Below are 25,090 nucleotides of genomic sequence, written 5' to 3'. Positions count from 1 at the left end.
CTTCTTCTCAGATTTAAATGGTGGGATAAGAGCATCGAAGAAATTGACTGCCTGATTCCAATCCTTACCTGCAGTGATTTGGAAAAGGTACGTGAACAAATTGAGGCAAGATTATGATCATACTGATTACCGGAGCAACCCACACGGGAAAAACGCTTTTGGCGCAAAAAATGCTTGAAGAGTACAGCTATCCTTATCTGTCAATAGATCATCTTAAAATGGGCCTTATACGCAGTGGTAATACAGGATTGACGCCGGAGGACGATGAAGCTCTTACAGAGTACCTGTGGCCGATCGTAAGGGAAATCGTGAAGACTGTGATCGAGAACCGACAGAACCTCATTGTAGAGGGCTGCTATATCCCGTTTGGCTGGAGGCGGGATTTTGACGAGCAGTATTTATCGTCAATCCGATTTATCTGTCTGGCCATGAGTGAAAGGTATATCGAGGATCATTATGGCGAGATCATTGGATATGAGTCGGAAATTGAAACCAGACTGATTAATACAGATTGTACGATGGACAGCCTGAAAGCTGACAACAAGAGCATCATCAATGGTTTTCAACATGTCTGGGAACAGATCGTGTTGATTGATTCTGATTATAAACGAACAATTAAAAGGCTTCTGGACTGACAATCGGAATTGACCGAGCTCTTTGAGCGAGGGATACTTCTTGTCTGAAGGGCAAGAAGGTGGGCGTGAAAAAGATTAGAACAATCGGAATTGACGGAGGGGTTGATATGGAGAAATCAATTGCCATTGATAATAAAGAATACACCATTCCAGCGATATTTTCTTACTCGGAAAAAAATGAAAAAATGCCAACAGTAATTTTGTGTCATGGAACAGGTTCGCAAAAAAATGAAGTTGGTAATTTATTTGTAGAATTGTCCAGAAAATTACTGAATATTGGTATCGCTTCAATACGGTTTGATTATGCAGGATGTGGTGATAGTAAAGCTGATCAAACGAAATTGAGCTTTTGTGGTGAAGTAAATGATACAAAAACAGTTTATCAGTATCTTTGTACACAGGAGATTGTTGATTGCAATAATATCGGTATTTTAGGATTTAGCCAAGGAGCTCGCGTAATGGCAGAGCTGTTGAAAGATATGTCTCCAATAAGATTTGCCATAAGTTGGTCTGGTGCATGCCATAATGGTATTGGAGTATTCAAAGGATGGTTTAATGAATATTATAAAGAAGCATTAGAGAGTGGCTATGCAAAGATACCACTGTTTTGGCGAGAGGATCTACTACTTTCAAAAAAATGGTTTGATGATATTTGTGATACAACTCCAATGGTGGGAATACAAAGGTATGCAGGTCCTATATTGGCTATAGCTGGTGATGAAGATGAATTGGTTCCCTATCATCATGCAAAAGAAATTGTAGAAAATAGCAAGAATAATAAAAGTAAGGTTGTGATTGTGCCAAATTCTAATCACACTTTTAATGTTCTAATACCTAATGCCTCTAAAGCAAATGATGTAATAGAAATAACCCTGAAATGGATAAAAAACATTTTGCAAATAAATTAGGTAAAAATGCTTCAGAAAATTCAAGTTTTTCGAACTGTTGTGGATTCGGTCGGGACGCAATTCGCCATGACGACAGGTTCGCAAACGCAGGGCGTTTGCTCACTGTCGCGGCATTCGCCGTATATGTCCGAAAAATCCTTTATCCGCTTGCGAGCGAGCTCGCAGCGTCTGCAGTATTTTTCGTCCACGCATGGCTCATTGCTTACGCGCAAACTTCCAGTTGTCAAAAAGCTGCAATCCTTCACCTCCTGGCGATAGCACGGCTCATTTACAATTGTGTTGAGTAGATTATTCGCATACGTTATACTTTTAATAAAGAGAGGGAGGTGCATCTTAGTGAATAAAGAGTCTTTCGCATTTGTTATTTATATGATTCATGCATGCGCAAACAGCTGGCGTAAAGTACCATCTGATGTTTATAAACTATTGCAGAATAGTGGATGTATCGATAATTATCTTGTCCCTCATTATGATGTTCTCCATACTCAGGGAACAGAATATATTGTTGAAGATATTAAAGAATATCTTGGGATCAGAGGTGTGAATATATGATTGTTTATCATGGTTCGATTATTACAGTTGATAAGCCGGATGTTAATCACTCATATCGCCCGCTGGATTTTGGTAAAGGGTTTTATGTGACATCAGTCCGTGAACAGGCTGAACGATGGGCCAAAAGAAAGGCGGCCCTGCTCGGAAGCGACAAGGCAATTATTAATGTCTACGAGATGAAGGAAAAAACAGAGGGATTAAAAGTCAAATCATTTGCCCCGGATTTGATGGATTGGATTGATTTTGTCTGTGAATGCCGCGACGGTAAGACCGAATATCAGAAATATGATCTGATTTACGGCAAGGTAGCCAATGACCGGGTCTTTCGGGTTGTGGATATGTATCATACCGGAATTTGGGATAAAGAAAGGGCCTTGAAAGAGATCAAAGTATATCCCACATACGATCAGATCGCTTTTATTACGCAGGAAGCTATTGAAAAGCTTTTGGTATTTAAGTTTTTTCAGGAGGTGTAAACAATGACAGGGGATGTATTGGAAAGAATATATCAGGAGAGTCTTGAAGAACGTATCATCTCCTACCTTGCAGAAACAGAAAAGATATCTCTGGAAAAGGCAATGAGCATTTATTACAACAGTAAACTTGCGGGTAAAATCCACGAAGGGGAGTATGGTATCCAATACTTGGATTATAAAGTTCTGGTTCAGATTTTGTGCGAAACAGAGGCAGACCTTGTACAAAAAACGAAAGAGCTTCAGAGCAAATGATACCCTTCCTTGCTATCAATACGAAAGCTCCTTACTTTAACCTTCACCTGAGCGGCCTTGGAATGATGTATGGCAGCGGATGACAACAGAATAATACCATTACATAGAACGGTCTTGAGGCGAAAACCTTCGAGGCCGTTATATTGTCAGAAATGATGCGGCAGTCCGGAACCCCGGGATATGAATTGTCGACATGGCATAGCACTCTGCAGGCTGCTCCGCATCTCTAATAAGTCAATAATGATTCCAAAAACAGTAAGGAAAGCATGCTGTACTAATGACATATGATGACGACAACTTCCAGCTTGTAGAACTGATGAGAGGAAGGAATGTAAGGAATGATAATGGCTGTATTAGAAGGCGTTGCAATGTGCTTTGTCCTGCTGATCATATGTGTTGTGGGCATTGCAAACGGACCGGTCGGTATGGTCTTCTTTTATGAAAAAGAAGTACAGGATAAAGCTGTAGAACTGGAGCTCACCACGCGGGAAATGATCAATAAGAGAAAGATGACCACCTACATTGCTCTTCTTGTACCACAGCTTTTGTTTGTGCCGCTTATGGTTTACCTTGTGAACGGCGCACAGGACTTTAAGACAGCCGCTGTCCAGATGACTGTGATCTATCTGATCTCTGGGTTATTCGACAGACTCTTTATCGACGGGTACTGGGTTGGAAAACAAAGGCATGGATCATTCCCGGCACAGAAGATATGATGCCATACATATATGGAAAGACATTGGTCGGCAAGTGGGTCTCTACGTTAATAGGATTTCCGGTGTTGGCAGTTCTGATTGCCTGGGTGGTTTCGAAACTATAACTTCTGATTGAGGAGGAGAATGTGTGAAAATCGAACATGTTGCAATGTATGTTGAAGATCTGGAAAAAGCCAGAGATTTTTTTGTTAAGTATCTTAATGGAAAATCCAATGATTTATATCATAATAAGAAAACGGATTTCCGCTCATATTTCATTACTTTTGAGGACGGCGCAAGACTGGAAATTATGAATAAACCGGATATGGTGGATGCTGAAAAACATTTGAATCGAACAGGCTTGATACATATTGCATTTTCAGTAGGCAGTAAAGAACGTGTTGATGAAATAACTCAGTTACTTCAAACAGACGGCTACCATATTGTCAGCGGACCGAGAACAACTGGTGATGGATATTATGAGAGTTGTGTGGTTGCCATAGAAAACAATCAGATTGAATTTACAGTATGATCGGGGGTTACAGGAGGAATCACCTTGACGGAATCAGAAGCATATCGTGTTCTCGGCCTGCCTGAAAATACAGGACCAGAGCATATTCGTACAAGATACCGGGAGCTGATCGTGCAAGTACATCCCGATAAAGTGAGAAGGCGTTCCGCGCAGAGCTCTGACTTGCCCTGCAGGGAAAGTGAAACAGACAGTCAGGAACATCAGGCTGCACCATTTACCACCCCACATGACGCCAGAATAATCAACCAGGCATATAACCTCCTTCAGCGTTCCTGGAGGAAAACAAGGAATTCCCGGGAAGCGCGTGCATCTTCCGACGGGCAGGATTTCCAAAAGAAAACAGCCCGATCTACAGGAAAATGGGATGCACCCTGCAACCCCTATGCATATCACCCGCGTGAGATCTACTGCAGGACAGAGGATGCGGAGGGGCTGCCCATCGGCATTTTTACAATTGCTCGTGGAAAATATCTATGGTCGCAGGATGAAGAGTTCCCTCTGTTTTTAAAGAGTGTTTATCAGTGCGGATCAGAGCTTCTGAAGGAAGCGGATGCATCACAAAAAAGAGAGCCAGATGATTCTCGCCGCCAACGGGCACTGGGTGAGCTCACTTATCTTCTTGCCCAGCAGTTTATAGATGTCCGGTCCGCCCTGGACGAACTGGCAAAGGCTGTCACAGTCGGGGATAGTTCCGCAGGCAGATCTACTGACAGGATATGGTTCCTTCCTGCCATGCTGGAATATGGCTCCCGCTCATTCCATACCGGAAGGGAGCTGCCGAAGACCGGCGATCTGCTTTATCCATCAGAACTCCGCCGCCGTCGCCTGTTTTTGAAAGACATTTCCGGGGAAGAACTTGGATATCTTTCCTTCAAGGATGACAGACTGTATTATATCGTTATCCCCCTGTTTGAACAGCGGCGTGTTCAGGTCAGGATCCGGGTCAGCGAAGAACCGGCTTCACAGGGAAAAGGTAAGAACACCTCATTCTACCAGAGCCTGGATCTTTGCATCCGGCTTGATCCTTTACAGCAAAAGTTCCTTCCGGAAAATCTGAACCTTCATATTGAAAAAGTCCTTAGAGAGTATATTTCTCCTGCTGTACATGTTCAGCCGGGAAAAAGTATGGAGTTCTCCGTTAAAGGGGAGAATAAAAGTGCAATCACAAGATAGAAAAAGCCCTTCACAACGATTCTGATCGACGCTAATGCATCAGCACCATTGTGAAGGGCTTTTCCACATAAAGGGGGAGTATGAAAATCTATTTTGGAAAGGTGGAGTTTGTTCTGGAAATCGTCATCATCCTGCTTTCTGACCGGCATTTCCTGTCTTCGCCTTACAAGTGCTATCATACACTACATTTCTAAAATACCAATTCACTATTTATAAAAAATAGAATTATGAATCGGAAAACAATGTAGGAAGCTGAAGAAATAGTGCAGGCAAGGCTTCGGATCATTCTGCGAGTCTATATTCTTACGACTCATCCTTTTTTTCGCAGGACATTTTCTTTTTATCAAATATGATCCCAAGGCAGGAACAGGAATAGCTTTGGTCTGTTTCCCTTCACTGTCCATTACTTCATGAAAGCACCGACCCTCTATCGTGCTTCTTCCTTTGAACGTGAAGCTCTTGATTCTGTCTTTTTGGAAGTGTCTTCATATCAAGAATTACTTCCACATTAGAGATAGCTGTCTGCAGGTTTTTGAGCCCTTTCCTGATCTTCTCTGCTTCTTTTTCCTGTCTTTCTCGCTCTGTTGCAAGAGCCTTCTTTCTCTCCCTCAGTTCGTTTATCAAAGGGATTTTTCCATTATTGTTCTCTTTGAAATATCTGACTGCCTCATCGTAGCGGTTTAATTCATCTTGATGCTGCAAGCGGAAACGCCCTTTATTCCAGCTTCTCATAAAATCAGAATGTATCGCCCTCGTGGCATAATACTGACCTGTGAAATGAATCATTTCATTGGTAAGCCTGATATCGCCTTCTGTTTTCCTAAAATCTTCGGCCGCATCAGAAACTGCATTTGCCATGGAACTCTTTTTCTGACGAAGTTCATCAAAAGATCCGATACCCTGCTCCTGAATAAAGGCAACTGTCCTTGCCATCTCTTTCAGATTGGTGACTTTTACCTTTTGGGCATAAGCCGCACTCATCTGTGCTTTGATATTTGTCTGCAGATCAGTTACCAAACGGAACTCTGAGTGGATAAACAGGATCGCGACAGGATCCGCGTAATAATCATAAGCAGGATCATATGCAGTATGTACATCTTGCTTCCCCGAGAGAAATGCTTCTTCCAGGGATTCTCCAAGTGTACGTCCATCATGGCTTTTGCCTTTTCCATTTTCTTCTTCATTATCTGCAGGATTATTAAGAACAGACTGAGAACTCGCCGGAAGGTTTTCTGCAGTTTCTTCATTTTCAATGGCCTGCTCTTTTTTCTGTTTGTTCATCAGGATCCTTTTGAGCAGACTCTCTTTTTCATAATCCGCTCCAAGTGCTCTGCCGGTGATATGCTTTGTCCTGTCAGGATGCAGATAGCTGTACCGGCCACGCCTGTCTTTGAGTTCTATTTCATATTTTTCCTTCAACAGTGCTTCAAACTCTTCAGGAGAAACTGCTTGTGACGCAGCATCCTGAATTGCATCCCGTAGGTACTGTTTTTGTGTCTGGAAAACTGTACTGGCGGGTTTCATCTGCGCGGCAATAATCTCTTCATTCAGCTTATCCAGTTTTCTCTGCCCATTCTCTTTAGCCCGATACTCTTTTTCAGTGATCTTAGTTCCTGCGGGGGAAAGCAGATCGACCTGGTGCAGGCCTTCTCTGTTACAGAGCTCCATCACTTCCTCTTGCAGATATTGCAGATATTCTTTTGTAAGATGGTGTTTGTAGCCGGCACGGCTGTCAATGTCCCGGTTCATAAACGGCAGTTTTTCTACATCCAGTTTTCGAAGGCTGTTGATCAGGATATGTACATGGATATTGCCGCTTTGATTATGTCCGTCATCGTGCGTACACACGATTGTCTGATGCCCCGGGAAACATCTGGATGCAAATTCCATGCCCAGCTCTTGTGCTCGTTCCGGTGTCAGTCCGCATTCTGTCTGGTCCTTCGGATCGAAACTCAGAATGTAATGATGGGATTTAATCTCATCGCGTTCCTGGTTTTTATGATATTGCCAGTTTAGCCGTTCGCACTCCATGTCAAAAGAAAATGGAGTACAGTTGATCCCTTCAATGATGAAGCACTTCCGCATCCTGAGGTTCCCCTCTTCGTCCCGGACTGGTCTGCCGTTGGTGTCATGCTCAAACATCAGATATTCCAGAGGCCTACCGTAATTGGAACTCTTACTTGCGATGTGTTTGAGCGTAGCCACGATATTCACCTCCCAGCTCCTTCACTTCTTTTCTCATATCCATGATTGCATTAATGCATCGGGTCAGTTCCTCTGTCATCGCCTGGGATCTTAATCCACCCATATTAAAGTACTTGGTCATCTGGTTAAGGTTGTTTCCAATCGCGGAGAACTCACGGTTCAATTTGTCCAGCTTCTCAAAATCGGCAACGATGTGATAGTGGATATTAACTTTTCCGTGCACAGCCTGATGACGGATATATTCTGTCATGGTCATTCCGGCTTCCTCCGCCAGCATCTGGATCGTTGAATACTGGATATCATCCAGACGAATCTTCATGTTGTGTGTCTTTCGCTGTAATTCCGGCTTTTTCCTGTTTGGCATAGTCCCTCCTTCCTGCTGTTCTGAGAATCATCTATTTCAGATTTTCAACAGCTCTGTTGATTTAATGCTTCTTCAAATTCTCATGCCATGCATGACCGATGATAGTCCCGGAGGAGGACTTCAGCGCTGCGGTCACAGGTACTGTGGAGCCAAAAAATCATTTTCTGCATTTTCTGAAATCAGCTGTTTTCGAAAAGTGTCAGAAAAAGAAACTGCGAGGGAATGGGGAGCGCAATCCCCATCAAGTTGCCAGAGAACGCATTTTCCCATTTTGGGGAAAGTGTGGTCTCCAGGCGAATCTTGCGCTTCTTATCCCGAATTCTTCGGGCTAAGAAAAAGATGGTCGCTCCTAAGTATTGTGAAGGCAGGCAAAGCGAAGATCCGTGCCAGACTGATAAACGTGGTACGGGCATCTCATAAAAATGAAGAAGAGCCTCCTCTCTATAAACCCCAAAGTGCGCAAGGCACAGGCAAACAGGAAACGGCATCTTTTCAAAAATGGCATATTTCTAATTTCTTCTGGATGGGCAATACCAGTCTTCTATTCCCTTTTGTGTTTTCTGACTTTTTGAGATTGAGTTCCGGAGGATTTTAAACTTTTTCAACTTTTTTTCGAAAAATAGGTATCCTACGGGCTTCTCAGTTTGGGGTTATTGAGGGGAGAAGTTTTTTTATCTTCCCATGATTTGCATATCGTCCGCAGGAGTGATCCTGCAGCTGATCATCAAAACCACGAGGAGGGAATCACGATGAGTACAGTAATGACAGAACAGAGATGTTATACCGTAAAGGATCTTCAGAAGATCCTGGGACTCAGCAGGCCGGTCGTCTATGAGCTGCTGAAAAGAAATGAGTTTCGCTGGATCATGATCGGCGGCAAATACCGGATCTCGAAGAAGAGCTTTGACGAATGGCTGGACGGAACTGCTGACTCTTGAATCTGGCAAAAAATGGTGGACTGCCCGGCTACAAATTGCTTATTTTCGACATCCTAACGCTTTTTCAGAATAGCGTGTATAGTGGAAATGAAAAAAAGAAAAAGCCTCGCTCATTTGCGATGAAGAGAATTCGAACACTACTGTAGGTGACGTATATGGGAAGAACACAGAACAACAACATTGACCTGCCGGCGGATCCCCTGGGAGAAGTGGAACCTGTGGAGAACAATCCTTGCGGAGAATGGATGACCGTGACAGAAATGGGAAAGCTTCTTGGTCTCCAAAGGACAGAGCGCTACTGGCTGGTCCATAAAAATGTGTTTGAGACGAAAATGATCCTGGGGAAAATGCGGGTAAATGTTGCCAGCTTCGAAGACTGGTACTCGCGGCAGATCAGATACCATAAGATCACCGGAGAAGAGCCAGGCCGAAAAGTAAAAGAAGTCTCTTACTCAGCGCAGGACATTTCCGAATTGCTCGGGATCAGTGAAGACAGAGCCTATGCTCTGATCAAAGAAAATCATCTTGCCACAGAAACAGTAAATTACCGGATGCGCGTTCCGAAAGATCTTTTCGATCAGTGGTATTGCAATCAGACCAGATACCTGACCAAAGAGGACCAGGAGAAAAATGCAGAGTTTTTTGAGTCTTCGATCAGTATGCCGCAGATGGCAGAGCTTCTGGGAATCAATCGGCACACTGTTTACAGCATTCTGAACAGCCAACGCTATAGCGGGCTATTCGAGATCATCGAACTTGCAGGAAAGAAGCGGATCATGAAAAGCAGCTTTCATGCTTTCCTCGAATCGCAGGACAGATACCATCTGGCAGAAAGCACCAGCCACCAACAGAAGAAGTCATCGGAACAATCCACAACTGAACAAGACACGCCTGCATCCGCTTACCTGTCTCTAGCCGAAGCAGCCGCCTTGGCAGGTATATCACGGCAGTTTGTGACCAAAAATGCAGAACGGGGATGTTTTGAGATGAAGATTATTTCCGGCAGGAACTGGATATGCCGGCAGGAGTTTCTGGAATGGCTGGGAAAAAGAAAAACGAAAGGAGGGGAAACTCATGGCTTCGGTGCAAAAGCGTAACGGGAAATATTGCGTCATTTACAGATATCAGGACAAGGATGGAAAGAAAAAACAGAAATGGGAAACGTTCGACCGCCGGGAGGATGCCCTGAAACGCAAAAAAGAGATTGAATACAAAGTCAGCACCGGCACTTTCATTGTTCCTCAGTGCAAAACAATGAGTGAGTTGCTCAAAGAATATATCACTCTTTATGGAAAAGACAATTGGGCACTTTCGACATACTACAGCAATGTAAGCCTGATTGGAAATTATATCGAGCCCGTGATCGGGAAAGTTGAACTGTCAGACATCAACACGCGCTTTCTGGAGACATATTACAAAACACTTCTGCGGACACCTACCTGTGCAACGAAGGATGCGCCTAAAGAAGATCAGAAATACGTCAGCACCAGCACGATTCGGGACATCCACAAACTCTTAAGAAACTGCTTTGAGCAGGCTGTCAAGTGGGAACTCATCGAGAAGAATCCATGCATCCACGCAACGGTTCCAAAATACAAAGCAGCTAAACGACAGATTTGGACGGCAGATATACTGATGCATGCAACGGAAATCTGTGATGATGAGATTCTGAAGTTGGCGATGAATCTGTCCTTTGCCGCCTCCCTTCGTATCGGAGAACTGACCGGACTGACCTGGGACTGCGTAGATATCTCAGACGAAGCCATTGAAGAGGGTCGGGCCAGTATCCGCGTCACAAAGGAATATCAACGTGTTTCAAAGGAAGCCATCAAGGCTCTTGATGGGAAAGACATCCTTCTTGTCTTTCCATCCGAGAGCAAACTCTGCAAAACTGTCCGTGTCCTCAAAACGCCCAAGACGGAAAGCAGTATTCGCCGCGTCTTCCTTCCGCGCAGTGTTGCGGAAATGTTGATCCACCACAAAGAGGCTCAGGATGAAATGAAGGCCATCCTTGGATCTGAGTTCCATGACTACGGGATAGTTCTTGCTTCTCCCACCGGTGCTCCGATCGGCGAATCTCATATCCGCAAAAAATTCGCCAAGTTCATCCAGGATAATAATCTTCCTTATGTTGTTTTCCACAGCTTGAGACATTCAAGTGTCACATATAAATTGAAACTGAACGGTGGTGACATTAAGGCAGTGCAGGGAGACTCCGGCCATTCACAGGTGAGTATGGTGACAGATGTCTATTCACATATCATAGATGAAGACAGAAGAAAAAATGCCGAATTGTTTGAAGAGGCATTTTATGGGAAGAAGAATCTCAGGCCGTTACTCAGTGATAATTCCCATAAAAAAATGGTCACTGTTCCGGAAGGTATTGATGCGGATATCTTGGCCAATATACTTAGCAACCCTGAAATGATGGCAGTGCTTTCCTCTCTAGCAAAAACAATAAAAAAGGAAACAGAAAGATGACACGTAGTTAAGAACTATCAGAAGATGTACATCTTTTGAAAACTTACAAAATGGTTTAAGAGAACTTGCCAAAATTGGGAACTTAAAGTGCATAGAAACGGCATAAACATTAAATTTATATAAAATTTAATAAATTATATATAAATTACTTACAAATTATACGATATCAGTTATTGACAGTAGTTGATAATTCATATAACATGGTGAAAGTAATTGATTTTTTACTTTGATTTGTATGAGATCAATAAATTTGATTGTTTGATATTGGTAATATGATTATATAGATTATATGGCGTTGAATGCTCTTCCTTTTTTGCTTTGTGTTATCTCTGTATTCTATATTATATTATACTACACACTTTGCGAGTGAATAAGAAGGGCCAATAGGAGATTGTATGACAAGTTATTTGATGAGTACAATTGACCCCAGAAAATTATCAAAAGATAATGAGTATAACTCGTTTCGGCCTGCATTCCAGTTTCGTTATGACAGGATATTTTCACCTGCTTATAAGTTTATAAGAGTACGAGATAAAGATGGTAATATTATTGTGCGAAAATATGATATTTTCAAGTGTGAATACGTGGACCAATGACGGATAAATCTTTAGCTGAAATACATACCCATTAGCAATATGGCGAAATCAGGAAATTCTGTTTATTAATTTCCTGATTTCGCTTTTTTGTCTTTTAACTGAAGTATATAGCTTTTGTCTTCTTAAATATTAATGAAGAGCCCCCCAGATATTTAGTGGTTTTTGAATAGATCAAAGCAAATGACCATTTAAGCCAATTGTATTTAGGATATCTGTGGATATTGATACTAATGATTAATTCCCGAGTGCTAATCTGCTGTACAGATACTCCTTAAAAATGAAAAAAGTCTTCTCGCTAATTTTACGCCATGACATTGCTTCTTCGAAATTTTTGGGTTTTCCAATAATAAAGCTATCTTTCCGAAGCAGGTACTAAGTAATTGCGTAATTGTTTAATTACGTAATCCAAATCATTTTCAAACTTCATAAGATGGAAAGAAAGATACTGAAGGTAATGGTCAAATAAGCGGATTGTCAACTAAATGGGTAGGCAAGGTTAATTCTGATAGATGTTACTTGGATTCTATAGCTATTGTCAAGCAAACGGTCGGGTTTCTATCTAACCAATTATTATTTGTTTTGCGAATTGTTCTTGTCATTTTATACCCAAAAGAAGAACTGGAAAGTTTCCATAATGAAATTGGAAAGATACAACAAATGTTTTTTCAAATATAAGTGAAACCCCTAGAAAGATTGGGAGAAAGGGACAATCCATACACTACCACTGATGTTTGGATTACACAAAGATATGAACACACTTAATAAACCAACTAAACCAACTAAACCCGAATGGCATAATGGATATATTGTGACACTAAATACACTTGCTCGTTTTTTCCCCGATACTCGGGGGGATGTTGGCTCTTATTGTGATCAAGTAAGAGAGATGGAGAAAAAGAGCAGCAATCAGCCAAACACATATCTTACATTCGGCGAATTTGATCGAATTACTTTTAATGGAGTCAACCGTTTTTCTCGTTTTTTTGATTTGGATGAGCGTTCCAAGTATTGGTTAGGTAAGCACCAAAGTGTATTCATTTACCAGATTGATGCTGATAATTGTGAGCCGCATGTTTATCCATACACCTACGAAATATCAGATGAAAATAAGGGGAGACAAAACGGTGGTGATACCCCAAAAGGTGATTTCGGTATTTGTATTAATGAAGGAAATGACGATTGGTATTTATTTTCTTCAAAGTATTGCTTAAACACTGAGTATCAGAACAAGAGTGCAGTAGGTAGTGCTCATTTTTTCCCGTTCTTTGTTTTTACCCAGATTTCTTTAAGTAATGAAGCCATCACTAGAATCTCTGACTTCACAAGTTTTATAAAAGCACTTAGGATCAAACTAAGAGAGCAAATAGATCAAGTAATTAAAGATAATTGCTGTAATATTAAATATGAGATTTTTGGATGTTTAAATACTTCTGAAATATGCATTTTATGGATGACCGAACAGTATACAGATGTTTTGTCCTTAATAGATGAGTTAAAGAATATTCAGTTTTCCGTGCGTATTAAGGAAGGTGTGGAAACTACGGATAAGAAGATTGGACCTCTGTTTTTTTCTTTCTATTCGGTCATTGGAAGAATGCTATCTAATGACATTATAATATCAGAAGAATATGACAACTATGTAAAAAAAATACAAGAATGTAAGGGAACTGCTCAAATAGATATTATCTTAAATAATGAATGTTCTGCAATGAGCCTTTATGATGAGTTATTAAAGAATATAGGCTTTGAACAAGGTGATAGTAGAATACGGGTTGGGGAGCACGATTTTTCAATACAGCTGCCCGCATGTTTAATTTATAATCTCTTTCAGGAAGTACGGCTTGACAGTCCTAAAAATGGTGTTTTTAAGAAAAGCAATATCCGAGAAAAGATACTCGGGACAAGAGTTGTTTTATCCACTGCAATTAATGACTCCCGTGACCCCCAGAAACAAATGGTGTTTAACACGATTTGTTTTGATAATGATTTGTTAAGTGATTCAGAGGATGGTGTAAAGCAATTTGCAAACCTGTGCAATGAATTAAATCCACTGTTAACAGGAGATACCAATCCATTAAAAGAAAATAATGATTCTCCTCCTATAAGAGGCATGTATCGCTGGCTAAGAAAATCTTTAAAGAAAAGATTTGCTTCACATACCGGTGCAGTAGACACATTAGACATGTTGTATACGGATTATTTGAGCAACATACATGAGTCGTATAATGCTTATTGGCGAAATGATTATAATTACCAATTCAAACGATCATTACAGTTTTTAATCACTGTGTTGGAAAGCACTCAGGATAAAGGTGACCAGGATAAAGGTGATCAGGATGCAGAATTCTGGAATTACTATTCTTTAATTATTGATAGTATTCGGCAGCAGACTGTTCACTTTTCACAATCCAGTCGTTTGGTAATGCGAATCCCCTCATCTCATCTCCGTTACACAGCATGCTGTGATTTGATGTTTCACGGGTATTATGGATTGGTAAAGGCCATACTTCATGACGCTTATATAAAGCAAACAGCCGATTTCGCGCAATCTGAATTATTGCCAGTGATTACAACTAATAGTGGTACGAATATTAAGTCTAAACTGTTTTTTATCGGGCCAAATTGTGCAGATATTCGCATTGTACAAATAGATATTCCGTATTCTTTATTATATGATCCTATTATTGGGTTTCCCTATATGATTCATGAAATGTTTCATTATATCGCTCCAGATAATCGATATAATCGAAACAGAGCATTGGGATACATGCTTGTTAATGAAATCCTGACAAGACTGTATATGCAACAGATTGTTGAGAAGATAAAACAATTCTTTTATGAAAAGTTGAACTCTAATGATGATTTCAAGAAAAAAATCAAACTACGGTATAATAAAACAGATGATGAGTTAAATTTTAAATCTGAAAATGCAAATGAGTTTGAGCAATTTTTTATTTCGATATTTAAAGCCTGTTATGGATCAAAAGGAGAATACAATGCTTTAAATTGTTTATATGACAATCTAAGAACTTTTTTTTGGTTAGATACCACAGTATCAGGTATTAGAGAGGCCATTGTAGATGATATTACTAACAGTACAGATAAAAAACTTCGTTTTTCGACGTGGGATAAGTTTCTCGATAACCTTATCAATAACGTAAGTGAATTGTCGACGACTATTTATGAAGAAATATCTGAAAGTTTACTTAAAGTGATGGACAGTTATGATAATCGTGAATTGAGCCCTACTACTGAAAGTATTCCTTGGATTTACTCTTCCTATGACATCATTGAGATGAATGAATTTGATCGTATCCTTTATGATCATAAGTTATCTGTTTTAAACCCAAAGAACCTATTAAATGCTGACAAATATTTAACAATTATCTCAAACCTTACTGATTATTTTATTAATGGATTAAGAGAAGCAACTCCAGATATTGCAATGGTTAAATATTGTCATATGGACAATGTGGAATACCTTGTATGTTATGCCAGACAAGTAGATATTAGCGTTGACAAATCAATTGGATACTATGAAGAGCTTCGAATCCCAATAGTTCTAATTTGGAATTCTCAAAAATCATTTGTTGATGATGCGGGTTTCCCACTTAAATTTGATTTCGAGCAAGAAGGATACCGATTTGTTAAAGAATATATGGCAGAAAACCTTCAGCAAGAAAAAAATGAGGGCAAACTCGTTGATTTGGTTACAAATGCTATAATGTGGTTTTGTAAATTTGTTTACATTGCCAAGGCATTCACAAATGAGTATTTTTGTTATTATGATGAGATAATCAACTATGGAAAAAGTTACGAAGTTTATTACTCTAAGGGTGATGAAACAGAGAGAGAACCAATATTAGATTCTCTTGTAAAAACGCTCGTTTTAAGAAGAGCTGATAAAATCAAGTACCGTTCAGCCTTATTAAGTGTTGAACAATGGGATCAAATAAGAAGTATTAGTGAGGATTATATTGGAACGTTTGCTGCTCTAAGATTACCGAACTATGAGGAAGTACATGATTTTGTTGAAAAACGATTGACTGAGGAAGGATTAAGCACGGATTTATATAAAAAAAATAATAAGCGATATAATCAAATAACTTTCGGCACTTCTTTAAGATTTGTACATCTGGCTACGAAGCAAATTACTTTTGAACAACTTGCAAAGACAATTAAAAGAAGGCCTGCTGTCGGTAGTGGAGAGCCTGAAGATGATAAGTTAGATAAGAAAATTATTACTCCTTCCAGCTATAAAAGTAAAAAGATACCAGTAACTAATTATGTTTCTTCAACCGCATGGGGTATGACAGAATTTACTTCGTTTGTACAAAAAACAATCAAGCTATTTCAGACTCAAAACAAGCAGTCAAATACTCTAATCTGGTATTATGCATGTAGTAAGAAGAATGAAATAATACCTACGGTATCAGCTTTATCAAATGATAAAAGTATATACAAATCTGTATATGATGAACTCCTTCTGTTTAGTGAGAAACATGCCCTTGAAATAGATTCTTTAAAAATTCCAACGATGACCATTGAGGCTGCAAATAAGAAGAGCAGTATGATACCTTGGAAGGGTGGTTTGCTTGATTCTTTAAGGCATGTCAAAAACATCAAAGGTGAAATTAATCTATTTATGTTTTCGCCTCAAACATATTTAAAGGCAAGGCAATATGTATTATCAAATCACAAGGTGTTTAAGGCGTCTACTGTTTTTCAAAAACTGAACCTGAGTACTATTCCCATGATTCATTCTGAAAATACACTGAAAGATATTCATGGGTACTATACTTTAGATTACAAAACGGAGGAAAAAACTTTAGACTCCAATGTTATAAATCAAAAAGGCCACGTTGCTAATGGAGACTTTCATTTACCATATATATTACCAATGCCTCTTAAATGTTTGAAGTTAGAAGCTGATAGTAGGTTTTTAGCTTATAATCTGGCATTACCATCTTACAAGGGTACTGATCTTGAACACTTGGAATTTGCTATATATCCACTTGAGGAAATACAATTGATATTGATTACTCAAATAAGAAAGATATTAGAAGAAAAACCATCGGAAATATTCAAAATAGAAGACTGGACATTTCTTTATAAAATTGTAATTGATGATGATATTATTAGCGGTATTGAACATCTCATTCCTGGCCTTACCATTTAGAATAATATTACTAACTGATATGGACTATATCCTGATTAGACTACACTATATCGGGGTATAGTTCATTAATATAGCTTCGTTTATCTCAAAAATAGTCAAAACACCCGTCTCTATATCTTTATTCTTCAAGCTTTTCGGAGATTATTAAAATGAGTCAGATAATAGTACCTCTTTTGTCACATATTCCCTTTATCCTCATGATGTACTGTAGTTCCCGGCTAGCAAAAAAATGGTATAAAACATTATTTCTTTCCGGCCTTCTTAATATTGCGATAATATTCCCTTTTTCACTATTTGTAGACAATGTATACCATTATGATATTGACAGGATAATTTTTTTGTTTTATGGACTACTATTGATATATATTTCTATATTTTTTTCGTGTTTAAATAGACAGGGGAAACATTTATATGATTTCACGAGCGCTTTTTTTACTTTAGCAGCTTTTGTTTTTGGATATTTAACTATTATTGCATTCCCTTATTATCTTTCTCTTCAAATGGATTCACAAGATAATGCTATTCTTTACAATAGTCTTTCACTTATTCGGCCTTTTCATTTTGCATTAAATGCGATGACATCAGGCCAATTTGAAGTAGAGGGTACCATTGCTCATAAAATCATTCTATATTATTTGAGTTCTGGTAGTTTTTATTATCCAATAATGATCATAACAATAATTGTCATTATACTTGCCCCGTTTTCTACTGCCGCATGGTTGGTAAGTATGATAAACACCAGATTGGTTTTGAAGATCATGGAAAAGATGAAGAAAAAATGCCTATATATTTGTGAAATAAATGAGTATGGAATATATTTAGCAAGGCAACTCGCTAGCGATAAAGAATTCACAAAAATTCAGTTTGTTTTTGTAAATCTTACTAATGAAGTTGTATCAAATGATGTACTTGACATGATTTATCAAATAGGTGGAATCTATTTGCCTGATTTTCAATCAATCGTACCAGAAAATAACAACTCCGTATTTCTTTTCTGTTCTTCTGAAGATAAAACAGTTAAAAGAGCACTTGATACTTCATTTTTAAATCGTGTTGATACAAATAGAATAGCACTTGCAATAGATGATTATTCTGCAGACAATATTGGTCTTATAAAAAACTATAAATTTAGTGAAAGTAATATTATTAATGCTTGTGATGTTTTAATTAATAATTACATTGATAATCTGTTGCCGGATACTGACGAATATATTGATTGCTATATTTTAGGAGAAGTGTTAGCGGTATATGATTTTCTAAACATTATAGTGAAAAAACACTTTAATAAAATCAACATCTATTTAGCGAACCCTGAACATCATAAGGATTTAGAATATATAGATGGTTCTAAATTATGTGTAAATAAGCTTCCAGATAGGGCGGACTATGATGATATATTATTACCAACTATTGACCAAGATGCCAATAAGATGATAATTATTGCATCAAATGAACAAAACACCAAAGACATATGCATAAGCGAGTTGGGACGTTATTATAAATCAGGTGTTATCAAAAACAACGATATAGTTCTTATATACCAGCATAGCAAAAACAATTATTTAATAAATAGTCAAATGAATCTTAATTGGAGTAAAGAGGATGGCAGTATATTCGAGAACTACTTTTGCTTTGGATCAAAAGAAGAATTTATTGCTACCATTCTTGAAATGGGCTTGAAAGAAACAATTACAAAAATGTACGATAATAAGCTTAGCTTTAGCTCTCTTTAAAAAGATTTGATGATTATTCAAAAAACAACTTGGGGAGCAATTAGTTTAGTCTAAGAAAAGTAAACTGTTTGTCAGAGCACCTAAAAACAACAAAACTCGTTTTGTCACAAATAGTATACAGATAAACGAGAATAAGAATGTTGGGTATTTTAGCTGATGTGATTTAAATACTTTACACTATAAGAAAAAATATCATAATACGGAAACGAATACTTCTTGGATGTTTTATCATTCTGCTATACGTAATTATTTCAATTATTTCCCACTTTCAAAATAGTGAATTATCTTAGCACATTTTTAGAACAATTTAATCTTTGCCATCATGTAAACAAAAATAGATATAGACAACGACTATCATTTTTTGTATGATAATTTTACTGATTCAAAAGAATATTGTTAGTCATTCTTTGTTTCATTTCTGGAATGGCGTGGCCAATATTTATGATTGACAGGTTGCAATTAGCTTCTTCCCAAATGTTAGCTCAGCTAACAGCCAGCTAACAGACAGTGTTAGCCAGGGACTTGCAGAGACGTTTCAGAACGAACCAGATTTGACACATGAATCGTTGATTTTCCTGATAAAATAAGGCTTTTTTTGACAATTCTATACAGTGTTTGACAGAGGCGACCGCCCCCCGATTCGTGCTCCTAAGCGGTAGGTCGGGTGTTCGAGTCACCTCGCGGACGGGCTCAAATGAGAGTGGAACGATTAGCTGGCTAATCGCTCGCTCTCATTTTTTTCTGAAGATATGTTACATAGGGCAGGTTTAGACCGATTGCATTGGTCTGCCTGCTCTGCTTTTTTATTTTAAGCGATTGAACTTTCGTTAGAAAACATATATACTTTTTCTAACGAAAGGGAGGTACAGATATATGCGGGAAAGATATCAAACCCTTATAAAACAGAGAATTGCAGAAATGCAGCCGGGCAGTGTCTTTGTGACTTCTGATTTTGCAGATATAGCACCGACTGCTGCAATTAATATGTCCCTTTCACGTCTGGAGGATTCCGGCAGCATCCGGAGAATTATACGTGGAATTTACGATAAGCCCCGATTCAGTAAGCTTTTGAATGAACCGGTTGCCTCAGATCCTTCAAAAGTGGCATATGCCATTGCTAGAAAAAACCGTTGGTCTATTATACCTATGGGTGATACAGCCTTGAACATGTTAAGGCTATCTACTCAAGTACCTGCAGTCTGGCAATATGTAAGTGATGGTCCATATAAAGAATACAGTTATGGTAATGTGCATATTTCATTCCGCAGAACATCGAATAAAGAAGCTACGGGATATTCTTACACGACTGGGTTGATTATACAAGGGCTAAGAGCTCTTGGTAAGGATCATGTCAACGAGACGGTCATAAGTACATTGAATCAGCAGTTTACTTCTGAAGAAAAGAAATCAATACTGAATGAAGCTCAGGGAACAACTGCATGGATTTACGATTTTATAAAAGAGATTTGTAAGGAGCAATCAGAATGAAACATATAGCAGCACTCTCAAGAAAAGAACGAGAAGAATTGTTTCTTAACACCGCACACAAAGTGGGGATGCCTCCTGCAATTGTAGAAAAGGATTTCTGGGTCTGTTATATGTTGGATTATCTTTTCCATCGCTGTGCCTGGAAAGAAAGACTTGCTTTTAAAGGCGGAACCAGCTTGTCGAAAGCGTACCACTTGATAGAACGATTTTCTGAAGATATCGATTTGATTCTTGATTGGAGGTTACTTGGATATGGAATTGAAGAGCCATGGGAACCTCGTTCAAATACGCAACAGGATAAGTTCAGTGAATCCTCAGAAAAGAAAACCATTCTGCTGTTGGAGGAATCTTTTATTCCAATGTTGCAGATAGGTATTTCTGCTGAAATAGGGGAAGCAGCAAATGTATTTCTGGAAAAAGCAGGCGAACCTACCGTGAATTTTGCCTATCCTCAAATATTCACAGATGTCTCTATTCTTCAGGTGATCCGCCTGGAAATTGGTGCTTTGGCATCTTGGTCGCCTACACAGGATGCAGTGATTACACCATTTGCTGCAGAACAATATCCACAGATCTTTACACATCCGGATACCGTAATCCGTACAGCTGTTCCTGAACGGACATTTTGGGAAAAGATTACAATTCTTCATAGGGAGGCAAACCGCATTCGCGGGGATTTTCCAGGTAGATATTCCCGTCACTACTATGATTTGTACCAGATGTCAGGAAGTGCTGTGAAGACTCATGCATTTCAGGATTTAGATTTACTTAAGGATGTAGTTGCTTTTAAAAAGAAGTTTTATAGATGCCCATGGGCAAAGTATGAGGAAGCAGTCCCTGGATCTGTTAAACTGATTCCTTCGGAACAGTATTTTCCGGAGCTCCAAAAAGACTATAGTAAAATGAAAAATATGATTTACGGTATAGTTCCATCTTTTGATCAAATAATTGATGGAATTAGAAAATTGGAGACTGAGATTAACTTGTTGTAGATGGAAAATCTAAAATCTTTCTGAAATCAGGGGGTATCCATAATCATGAGAATATAAAAATGCGTGGGAAAGAGATTATTACCGGAAGATGCTTGCCCCTCTGAGAAAGGTGACAATGCAATGAGAGAACTCATAGAAAATGTAAGCCTTTTGCAAAAGCAGCTGAATGAACTTCAGTTGGAAAACCAGTTGCTGAAGAATATATTGGACCGTTCTGGAATTTCCTATGCCCGGGAGCTGAAGCGTCTTCGAAATTCTGAGGCAGAGGAGGAATATGATCCCAATCAGGGCGCAAGAATTGTCCATCCGGAGGTTATTACTGAAAAAATGGCCAATGTCTTCTATTCCTGGTTCTGGGGAAGGCAGGATGTGTACGCCAAAAGGTCTGTCAATAAAAGTGGTAACGCCGGATATTATCCTCAGTGCTATAACTTCTGGAAGGAAAATTGCCCGAGAAGACTGGGGCTGAAAATAAAGTGCATCGACTGTAAGTTCAGAGAGCATAAGCCTTTGAGGAAAGAAGATATCATCGCCCATCTTCAGGGAAGAGCCCTTAACGCAACTGATGTGATTGGTGTATATCCCCTTCTGCCAAATGGATCCTGTCGTTTTATGGTATTTGATTTTGATAATCATGAAAAAGACGCTGATAAACAGGATTATGCGAATACGGACGATGAATGGATTGAAGAAGTTGATGCAATGCGAAAAATCTGCAGCATGAACGGTATTGATCCTCTGGTGGAGCGCTCCCGGTCCGGGAAAGGGGCTCATATCTGGATCTTTTTTGACAGGCCTATTGCAGCGGCGCTGGTCAGAAAATTCGGATACGCACTTTTGGAAAAAGGAGCAGAACAGGTAAACCTGAAGTCATTCAAAAACTATGATCGCATGCTTCCTGCTCAGGATGTACTGCCGGAAGGCGGTCTAGGTAATCTTATTGCTCTCCCGCTTCAGGGAAAGGCGCTGCAAGAAGGGAACAGTGCATTTATTGACAGAAACTGGAATGCCTACCCGAACCAATGGGAGGCTCTGTGCAGCAAGCCCCGGCTTTCCAAAGAATTTCTGGAACTAAAGATTAAAGAGTGGTCAGTTTTCGCAGAAGAGATTATTGAAACGAATGATTCTGATACAGTGGAAGTACGTGAAAAACCCTGGAAGAAAGGGAAAAAGCTGGATGCCGGTGATGTAGACGGCAAGCTTGATATCACCTTGTCCAACGGAATATACGTGGACTGTTTGAATCTCAAACCCCGTATCCAGAACAGGATCCGGAGAATGGCAGCTTTTTCAAATCCGGTATTTTATAAAAACCAGAAAATCGGCACATCTAATTTTGATACATCCAGGTGGATCTACCTTGGGAAGGATTATCTCGGCGGATATATTCAGATTCCAAGAGGCCTGCAGGAGGAACTCCTTCAACAGGCTGCAGATGCCGGAATCACATATGAAATAGCAGATGAACGGCAGGAGGGCCGGAAGATAAATGTTTCTTTTAACGGCACTTTGCGAGATGAACAGAAACCGGCTCTGGAGGAGATCTTAAAGTACGACAACGGTATTCTTCATGCTGCAACAGCTTTTGGAAAAACGGTTGTTTGCAGTGCTATGATTGCAGAAAGGAAAGTAAATACTCTGATCATCCTTGAATCTTCTGCCCTAATGGAACAGTGGGAAGATGCCCTGCACAGATTTCTGGATATTAATGAAGAACTCCCAGAATACAAGACAAAAACAGGAAGGATAAAAAAGCGTAAAAGCCTAATCGGAAGGCTGCAGGCTCAGCATGATTCCATGACCGGCATTATAGATATTGCAATGACCGGTTCTTTGTGCAGGAAAGGTGAGTACCACGCTTTTCTTAACGATTACGGCATGATCATTGTCGATGAATGCCACCATGCTGCATCAGAGACCATCGCTGATATATTGAAAGAGATCAAAGCCCGATATGTATACGGTGTAACAGCTACGCCAAACAGAGGAGATGGTCTGGAGAAAATTAATTATATGCTTCTCGGACCGATTCGATACAGATATACATCTAAAGAAAAAGCAAAAGCGCAGGGAATTGAGCATCTGGTCTATCCGAGATTTACCCGCACTGTTCCACCCAGAGGAGTTCAGATATCCGGCATGCATCCCAATGAAGCTTACGAAATTATCCGGAACAATGATATTAGAGATGAGCAGATTATTGAGGACGTCAGGGAATGTGTCTCATCTGGAAGAACACCGGTCGTACTGTCAAAATATAAGGATCACTCCGAGAAGCTGTATGAGAGGCTGAAATCATATGCTGATCATGTGTTTCTCATGACAGGAAATAATTCAAAGAAGGAACACAGAAAAATACTGGATGAAATGCAGCAAGTACAGTCAGAAGAGAGTCTGATTCTGGTGGCGACAGGAAAGCTGATCGGAGAAGGATTTGACTTTCCGCGGCTCGATACGCTTATCATGGCAACTCCGGTCTCCTTTAAAGGCGTTGTTGAACAATATGCCGGCCGCCTGAACAGGGATTATGACGGCAAAGAAAAAGTGATTGTTTATGATTATGTGGACAGCCATATCCCCATGTTTGATAACATGTATGCTAAGCGCCTGAAGGCATATAAACAGATTGGATATGAAATCTGTTCCGGCGTGCAGGGCGAAAAACAGACTGCAAATGCTATTTATAACTGTGATAATTACCATACTGTATACCGACAGGACCTTCTTGATGCTGCCCAAAATATCGTGATTTCAAGCCCTGCCATCAACGGTAAAAAAGTCCGTGAACTGATCAGTCTTTTACAGGAACAGCAAAGCAGAGGAGTCACGGTCACAATTGTTACTTGGGAGCCGGATGCATACGATTTCGGCGATGCTTCCTACTGGATGCAGCTTCATGAGGAGATGCGACAGGCTGGTTTCTACATGAAGCTAGTTGATGATTTTTGCGAACATTTTGCGATTATTGATCAGGAAATCGTATGGTACGGAAGTATAAATCTTCTGGCAAATTCAAAATTAGAGGACAGTCTCATGCGTGTAATGAGCAAAAGGATTGCTTCTGAATTGATGGAAATGACATTCGGATAAAGAGGAAATGTACAGAGTTAACATGATATATTGGAGAATTGATTATGACATATTGCCCCCGATGTGGAGAACCGATGACGGGAGGAATATGTAACAATGCGGCTTTCCGCTTACAAAAATGAGAAAGAAATACGCTGTTGATAATCGTAAATCCAATAAGGACAAAGAACGGAAGTGGCATATGTAAGTAGCGAATAAACTAGGGAATACCCCATGAAAAGAATGCTCATACCAAATTGTGGTGGGCATTCTTTTATATTTAGAGGAGAATGAGAGAAACACTTTTTTGATTGGTTCGCAGATTGGGAGAAATTTTTTTCAGAAGAATTAGAAGGATAATATTTCATGCGATGACCCGGGTGCGATTATTGATGATTGGATGGATAAAATAGAAAATATAGACATTACTTCTTCTAGGATTAATCGTTAGATACATTAATGATATAATGTTGCTGATACGTTGATTCGTCACTAAACTGATCAAACCATTTGTCGCCACTCTGCTCTTTTAGCTGTCTTTGCAAGATGTGGTTGAACACTGGCACTGGTCATTGACACAGTCAAGGACATCCTGTGATTTATCCCTCCCGCCCCCAAAATCGGGGCGTGAGCATAAAACACAGGATCTTCCTTGACCGTGCCCGCTTCCCGTGCCAACAGGTGATTAAGGGGTGTTACACACCCCTTGTCCATACAGGACGTGGCTTCTACTATTCGGTACCATCTGTTTCTGGAAACGGAAGGAATAATTCATCGTCCATATCATATATCTCCGGCGGATAAAGAGGCGCAAAAGACTCA

19 protein-coding genes are annotated in these 25,090 nt (G+C 39.6%); 16 read left to right on the top strand and 3 right to left on the bottom strand.

Annotated elements, in window-relative coordinates; translation table 11 throughout:
- The first annotated feature begins 113 nt into the window (after window positions 1-113).
- From BLT02_RS15185 to BLT02_RS15150, 8 genes are all read left to right on the top strand, one after another.
- Window positions 114-635 carry an adenylate kinase gene (locus BLT02_RS15185; RefSeq protein WP_092997411.1) on the top strand — a complete coding sequence of 174 codons (522 nt, stop codon included), beginning with the start codon at window positions 114-116 and terminating at the stop codon, window positions 633-635.
- A 65-nt stretch (window positions 636-700) separates the two neighbouring features.
- A complete protein-coding gene (locus BLT02_RS15180) occupies window positions 701-1,543 on the top strand; it encodes an alpha/beta hydrolase family protein (protein ID WP_139187683.1) in 843 nt (280 codons plus the stop codon).
- Window positions 1,544-1,879: 336 nt separating this feature from the next.
- Window positions 1,880-2,095 (top strand): DUF3791 domain-containing protein, encoded by a 216-nt coding sequence (locus BLT02_RS15175; protein ID WP_092997405.1) that lies wholly within the window; start codon window positions 1,880-1,882, stop codon window positions 2,093-2,095.
- The gene (locus BLT02_RS15170) at window positions 2,092-2,571 is read left to right on the top strand and encodes a DUF3990 domain-containing protein (protein ID WP_092997402.1); all 480 of its coding nucleotides are present in this window, start codon (window positions 2,092-2,094) and stop codon (window positions 2,569-2,571) included. The genes BLT02_RS15175 and BLT02_RS15170 overlap by 4 nt, the downstream gene beginning before the upstream one ends.
- A 3-nt stretch (window positions 2,572-2,574) precedes the next feature.
- A complete protein-coding gene (locus BLT02_RS15165) occupies window positions 2,575-2,823 on the top strand; it encodes a hypothetical protein (RefSeq protein ID WP_092997399.1) in 249 nt (82 codons plus the stop codon).
- A gap of 344 nt (window positions 2,824-3,167) precedes the next feature.
- On the top strand, window positions 3,168-3,539 hold the full coding sequence (locus BLT02_RS15160; protein ID WP_242869846.1) for a hypothetical protein: 372 nt from the start codon (window positions 3,168-3,170) through the stop codon (window positions 3,537-3,539).
- 127 nt (window positions 3,540-3,666) lie between these two features.
- Window positions 3,667-4,050, top strand: a complete 384-nt coding sequence (locus BLT02_RS15155) for a VOC family protein (protein ID WP_092997396.1) — start codon at window positions 3,667-3,669, stop codon at window positions 4,048-4,050.
- Between the two features lie 24 nt (window positions 4,051-4,074).
- Window positions 4,075-5,223 carry a J domain-containing protein gene (locus tag BLT02_RS15150; protein WP_092997393.1) on the top strand — a complete coding sequence of 383 codons (1,149 nt, stop codon included), beginning with the start codon at window positions 4,075-4,077 and terminating at the stop codon, window positions 5,221-5,223.
- A 408-nt stretch (window positions 5,224-5,631) separates the two neighbouring features.
- Here the strand turns inward: BLT02_RS15150 and BLT02_RS15145 are convergent, their stop codons facing one another.
- Entirely contained in the window at window positions 5,632-7,428 is a 1,797-nt protein-coding gene (locus BLT02_RS15145; RefSeq protein ID WP_092997390.1) for a relaxase/mobilization nuclease domain-containing protein, read from the bottom strand.
- Complete coding sequence (mobC, locus tag BLT02_RS15140) at window positions 7,400-7,792, bottom strand: plasmid mobilization protein (RefSeq protein WP_092997387.1); 393 nt, start codon at window positions 7,790-7,792, stop codon at window positions 7,400-7,402. The genes BLT02_RS15145 and mobC overlap by 29 nt, the downstream gene beginning before the upstream one ends.
- Window positions 7,793-8,541: 749 nt before the next feature.
- Between mobC and BLT02_RS15135 the strand changes: the two genes are divergently transcribed.
- The 7 genes from BLT02_RS15135 to BLT02_RS15100 all read left to right on the top strand — a co-directional run bounded on the left by BLT02_RS15135 (window position 8,542) and on the right by BLT02_RS15100 (window position 21,199).
- Window positions 8,542-8,730, top strand: coding sequence for a helix-turn-helix domain-containing protein (locus tag BLT02_RS15135; RefSeq protein WP_347475026.1), 189 nt, complete (start codon window positions 8,542-8,544; stop codon window positions 8,728-8,730).
- Window positions 8,731-8,885: 155 nt separating this feature from the next.
- Window positions 8,886-9,827 carry a helix-turn-helix domain-containing protein gene (locus tag BLT02_RS15130; protein WP_092997384.1) on the top strand — a complete coding sequence of 314 codons (942 nt, stop codon included), beginning with the start codon at window positions 8,886-8,888 and terminating at the stop codon, window positions 9,825-9,827.
- Complete coding sequence (locus BLT02_RS15125) at window positions 9,805-11,211, top strand: site-specific integrase (protein WP_092997381.1); 1,407 nt, start codon at window positions 9,805-9,807, stop codon at window positions 11,209-11,211. Before BLT02_RS15130 ends, BLT02_RS15125 begins: the two co-directional genes overlap by 23 nt.
- Window positions 11,212-12,555: 1,344 nt before the next feature.
- Window positions 12,556-16,986: a hypothetical protein gene (locus tag BLT02_RS15115; RefSeq protein ID WP_139187679.1), complete on the top strand. Its 4,431-nt coding sequence runs from the start codon at window positions 12,556-12,558 to the stop codon at window positions 16,984-16,986.
- Between the two features lie 149 nt (window positions 16,987-17,135).
- Window positions 17,136-18,719 (top strand): hypothetical protein, encoded by a 1,584-nt coding sequence (locus tag BLT02_RS15110; protein ID WP_092997372.1) that lies wholly within the window; start codon window positions 17,136-17,138, stop codon window positions 18,717-18,719.
- Between the two features lie 873 nt (window positions 18,720-19,592).
- On the top strand, window positions 19,593-20,207 hold the full coding sequence (locus tag BLT02_RS15105; protein WP_092997369.1) for a DUF6088 family protein: 615 nt from the start codon (window positions 19,593-19,595) through the stop codon (window positions 20,205-20,207).
- The gene (locus BLT02_RS15100) at window positions 20,204-21,199 is read left to right on the top strand and encodes a nucleotidyl transferase AbiEii/AbiGii toxin family protein (RefSeq protein ID WP_092997366.1); all 996 of its coding nucleotides are present in this window, start codon (window positions 20,204-20,206) and stop codon (window positions 21,197-21,199) included. The genes BLT02_RS15105 and BLT02_RS15100 overlap by 4 nt, the downstream gene beginning before the upstream one ends.
- Window positions 21,200-21,277: 78 nt before the next feature.
- Here the strand turns inward: BLT02_RS15100 and BLT02_RS18015 are convergent, their stop codons facing one another.
- A complete protein-coding gene (locus BLT02_RS18015) occupies window positions 21,278-21,973 on the bottom strand; it encodes a hypothetical protein (protein ID WP_242869848.1) in 696 nt (231 codons plus the stop codon).
- A 504-nt stretch (window positions 21,974-22,477) separates the two neighbouring features.
- Between BLT02_RS18015 and BLT02_RS15095 the strand changes: the two genes are divergently transcribed.
- Window positions 22,478-24,289, top strand: a complete 1,812-nt coding sequence (locus BLT02_RS15095) for a DEAD/DEAH box helicase family protein (protein WP_347475025.1) — start codon at window positions 22,478-22,480, stop codon at window positions 24,287-24,289.
- Window positions 24,290-25,090: the final 801 nt, after the last annotated feature.

Origin of the sequence: Sarcina sp. DSM 11001, from assembly GCF_900101015.1 — a bacterium.
Taxonomy (GTDB): Bacteria; Bacillota; Clostridia; order Lachnospirales; family Lachnospiraceae; genus CAG-791.
This window is presented reverse-complemented; position numbering and strand designations above follow the sequence as displayed.

Excerpts from the sequence above, each read along its gene's own strand:
- BLT02_RS15095 (WP_347475025.1), top strand. The coding sequence starts at position 22,478 with ATGGCAGCTTTTTCAAATCCGGTATTTTATAAAAACCAGAAAATCGGC.
- BLT02_RS15165 (WP_092997399.1), top strand. The coding sequence starts at position 2,575 with ATGACAGGGGATGTATTGGAAAGAATATATCAGGAGAGTCTTGAAGAA.
- BLT02_RS15105 (WP_092997369.1), top strand. The coding sequence starts at position 19,593 with ATGCGGGAAAGATATCAAACCCTTATAAAACAGAGAATTGCAGAAATG.
- BLT02_RS15125 (WP_092997381.1), top strand. The coding sequence starts at position 9,805 with ATGGCTTCGGTGCAAAAGCGTAACGGGAAATATTGCGTCATTTACAGA.
- BLT02_RS18015 (WP_242869848.1), bottom strand. The coding sequence starts at position 21,973 with ATGAGCCCCTTTCCCGGACCGGGAGCGCTCCACCAGAGGATCAATACC.
- BLT02_RS15185 (WP_092997411.1), top strand. The coding sequence starts at position 114 with ATGATCATACTGATTACCGGAGCAACCCACACGGGAAAAACGCTTTTG.
- mobC (WP_092997387.1), bottom strand. The coding sequence starts at position 7,792 with ATGCCAAACAGGAAAAAGCCGGAATTACAGCGAAAGACACACAACATG.
- BLT02_RS15170 (WP_092997402.1), top strand. The coding sequence starts at position 2,092 with ATGATTGTTTATCATGGTTCGATTATTACAGTTGATAAGCCGGATGTT.
- BLT02_RS15100 (WP_092997366.1), top strand. The coding sequence starts at position 20,204 with ATGAAACATATAGCAGCACTCTCAAGAAAAGAACGAGAAGAATTGTTT.
- BLT02_RS15135 (WP_347475026.1), top strand. The coding sequence starts at position 8,542 with ATGAGTACAGTAATGACAGAACAGAGATGTTATACCGTAAAGGATCTT.
- BLT02_RS15160 (WP_242869846.1), top strand. The coding sequence starts at position 3,168 with ATGGCTGTATTAGAAGGCGTTGCAATGTGCTTTGTCCTGCTGATCATA.
- BLT02_RS15130 (WP_092997384.1), top strand. The coding sequence starts at position 8,886 with ATGGGAAGAACACAGAACAACAACATTGACCTGCCGGCGGATCCCCTG.
- BLT02_RS15115 (WP_139187679.1), top strand. The coding sequence starts at position 12,556 with ATGAACACACTTAATAAACCAACTAAACCAACTAAACCCGAATGGCAT.
- BLT02_RS15110 (WP_092997372.1), top strand. The coding sequence starts at position 17,136 with ATGAGTCAGATAATAGTACCTCTTTTGTCACATATTCCCTTTATCCTC.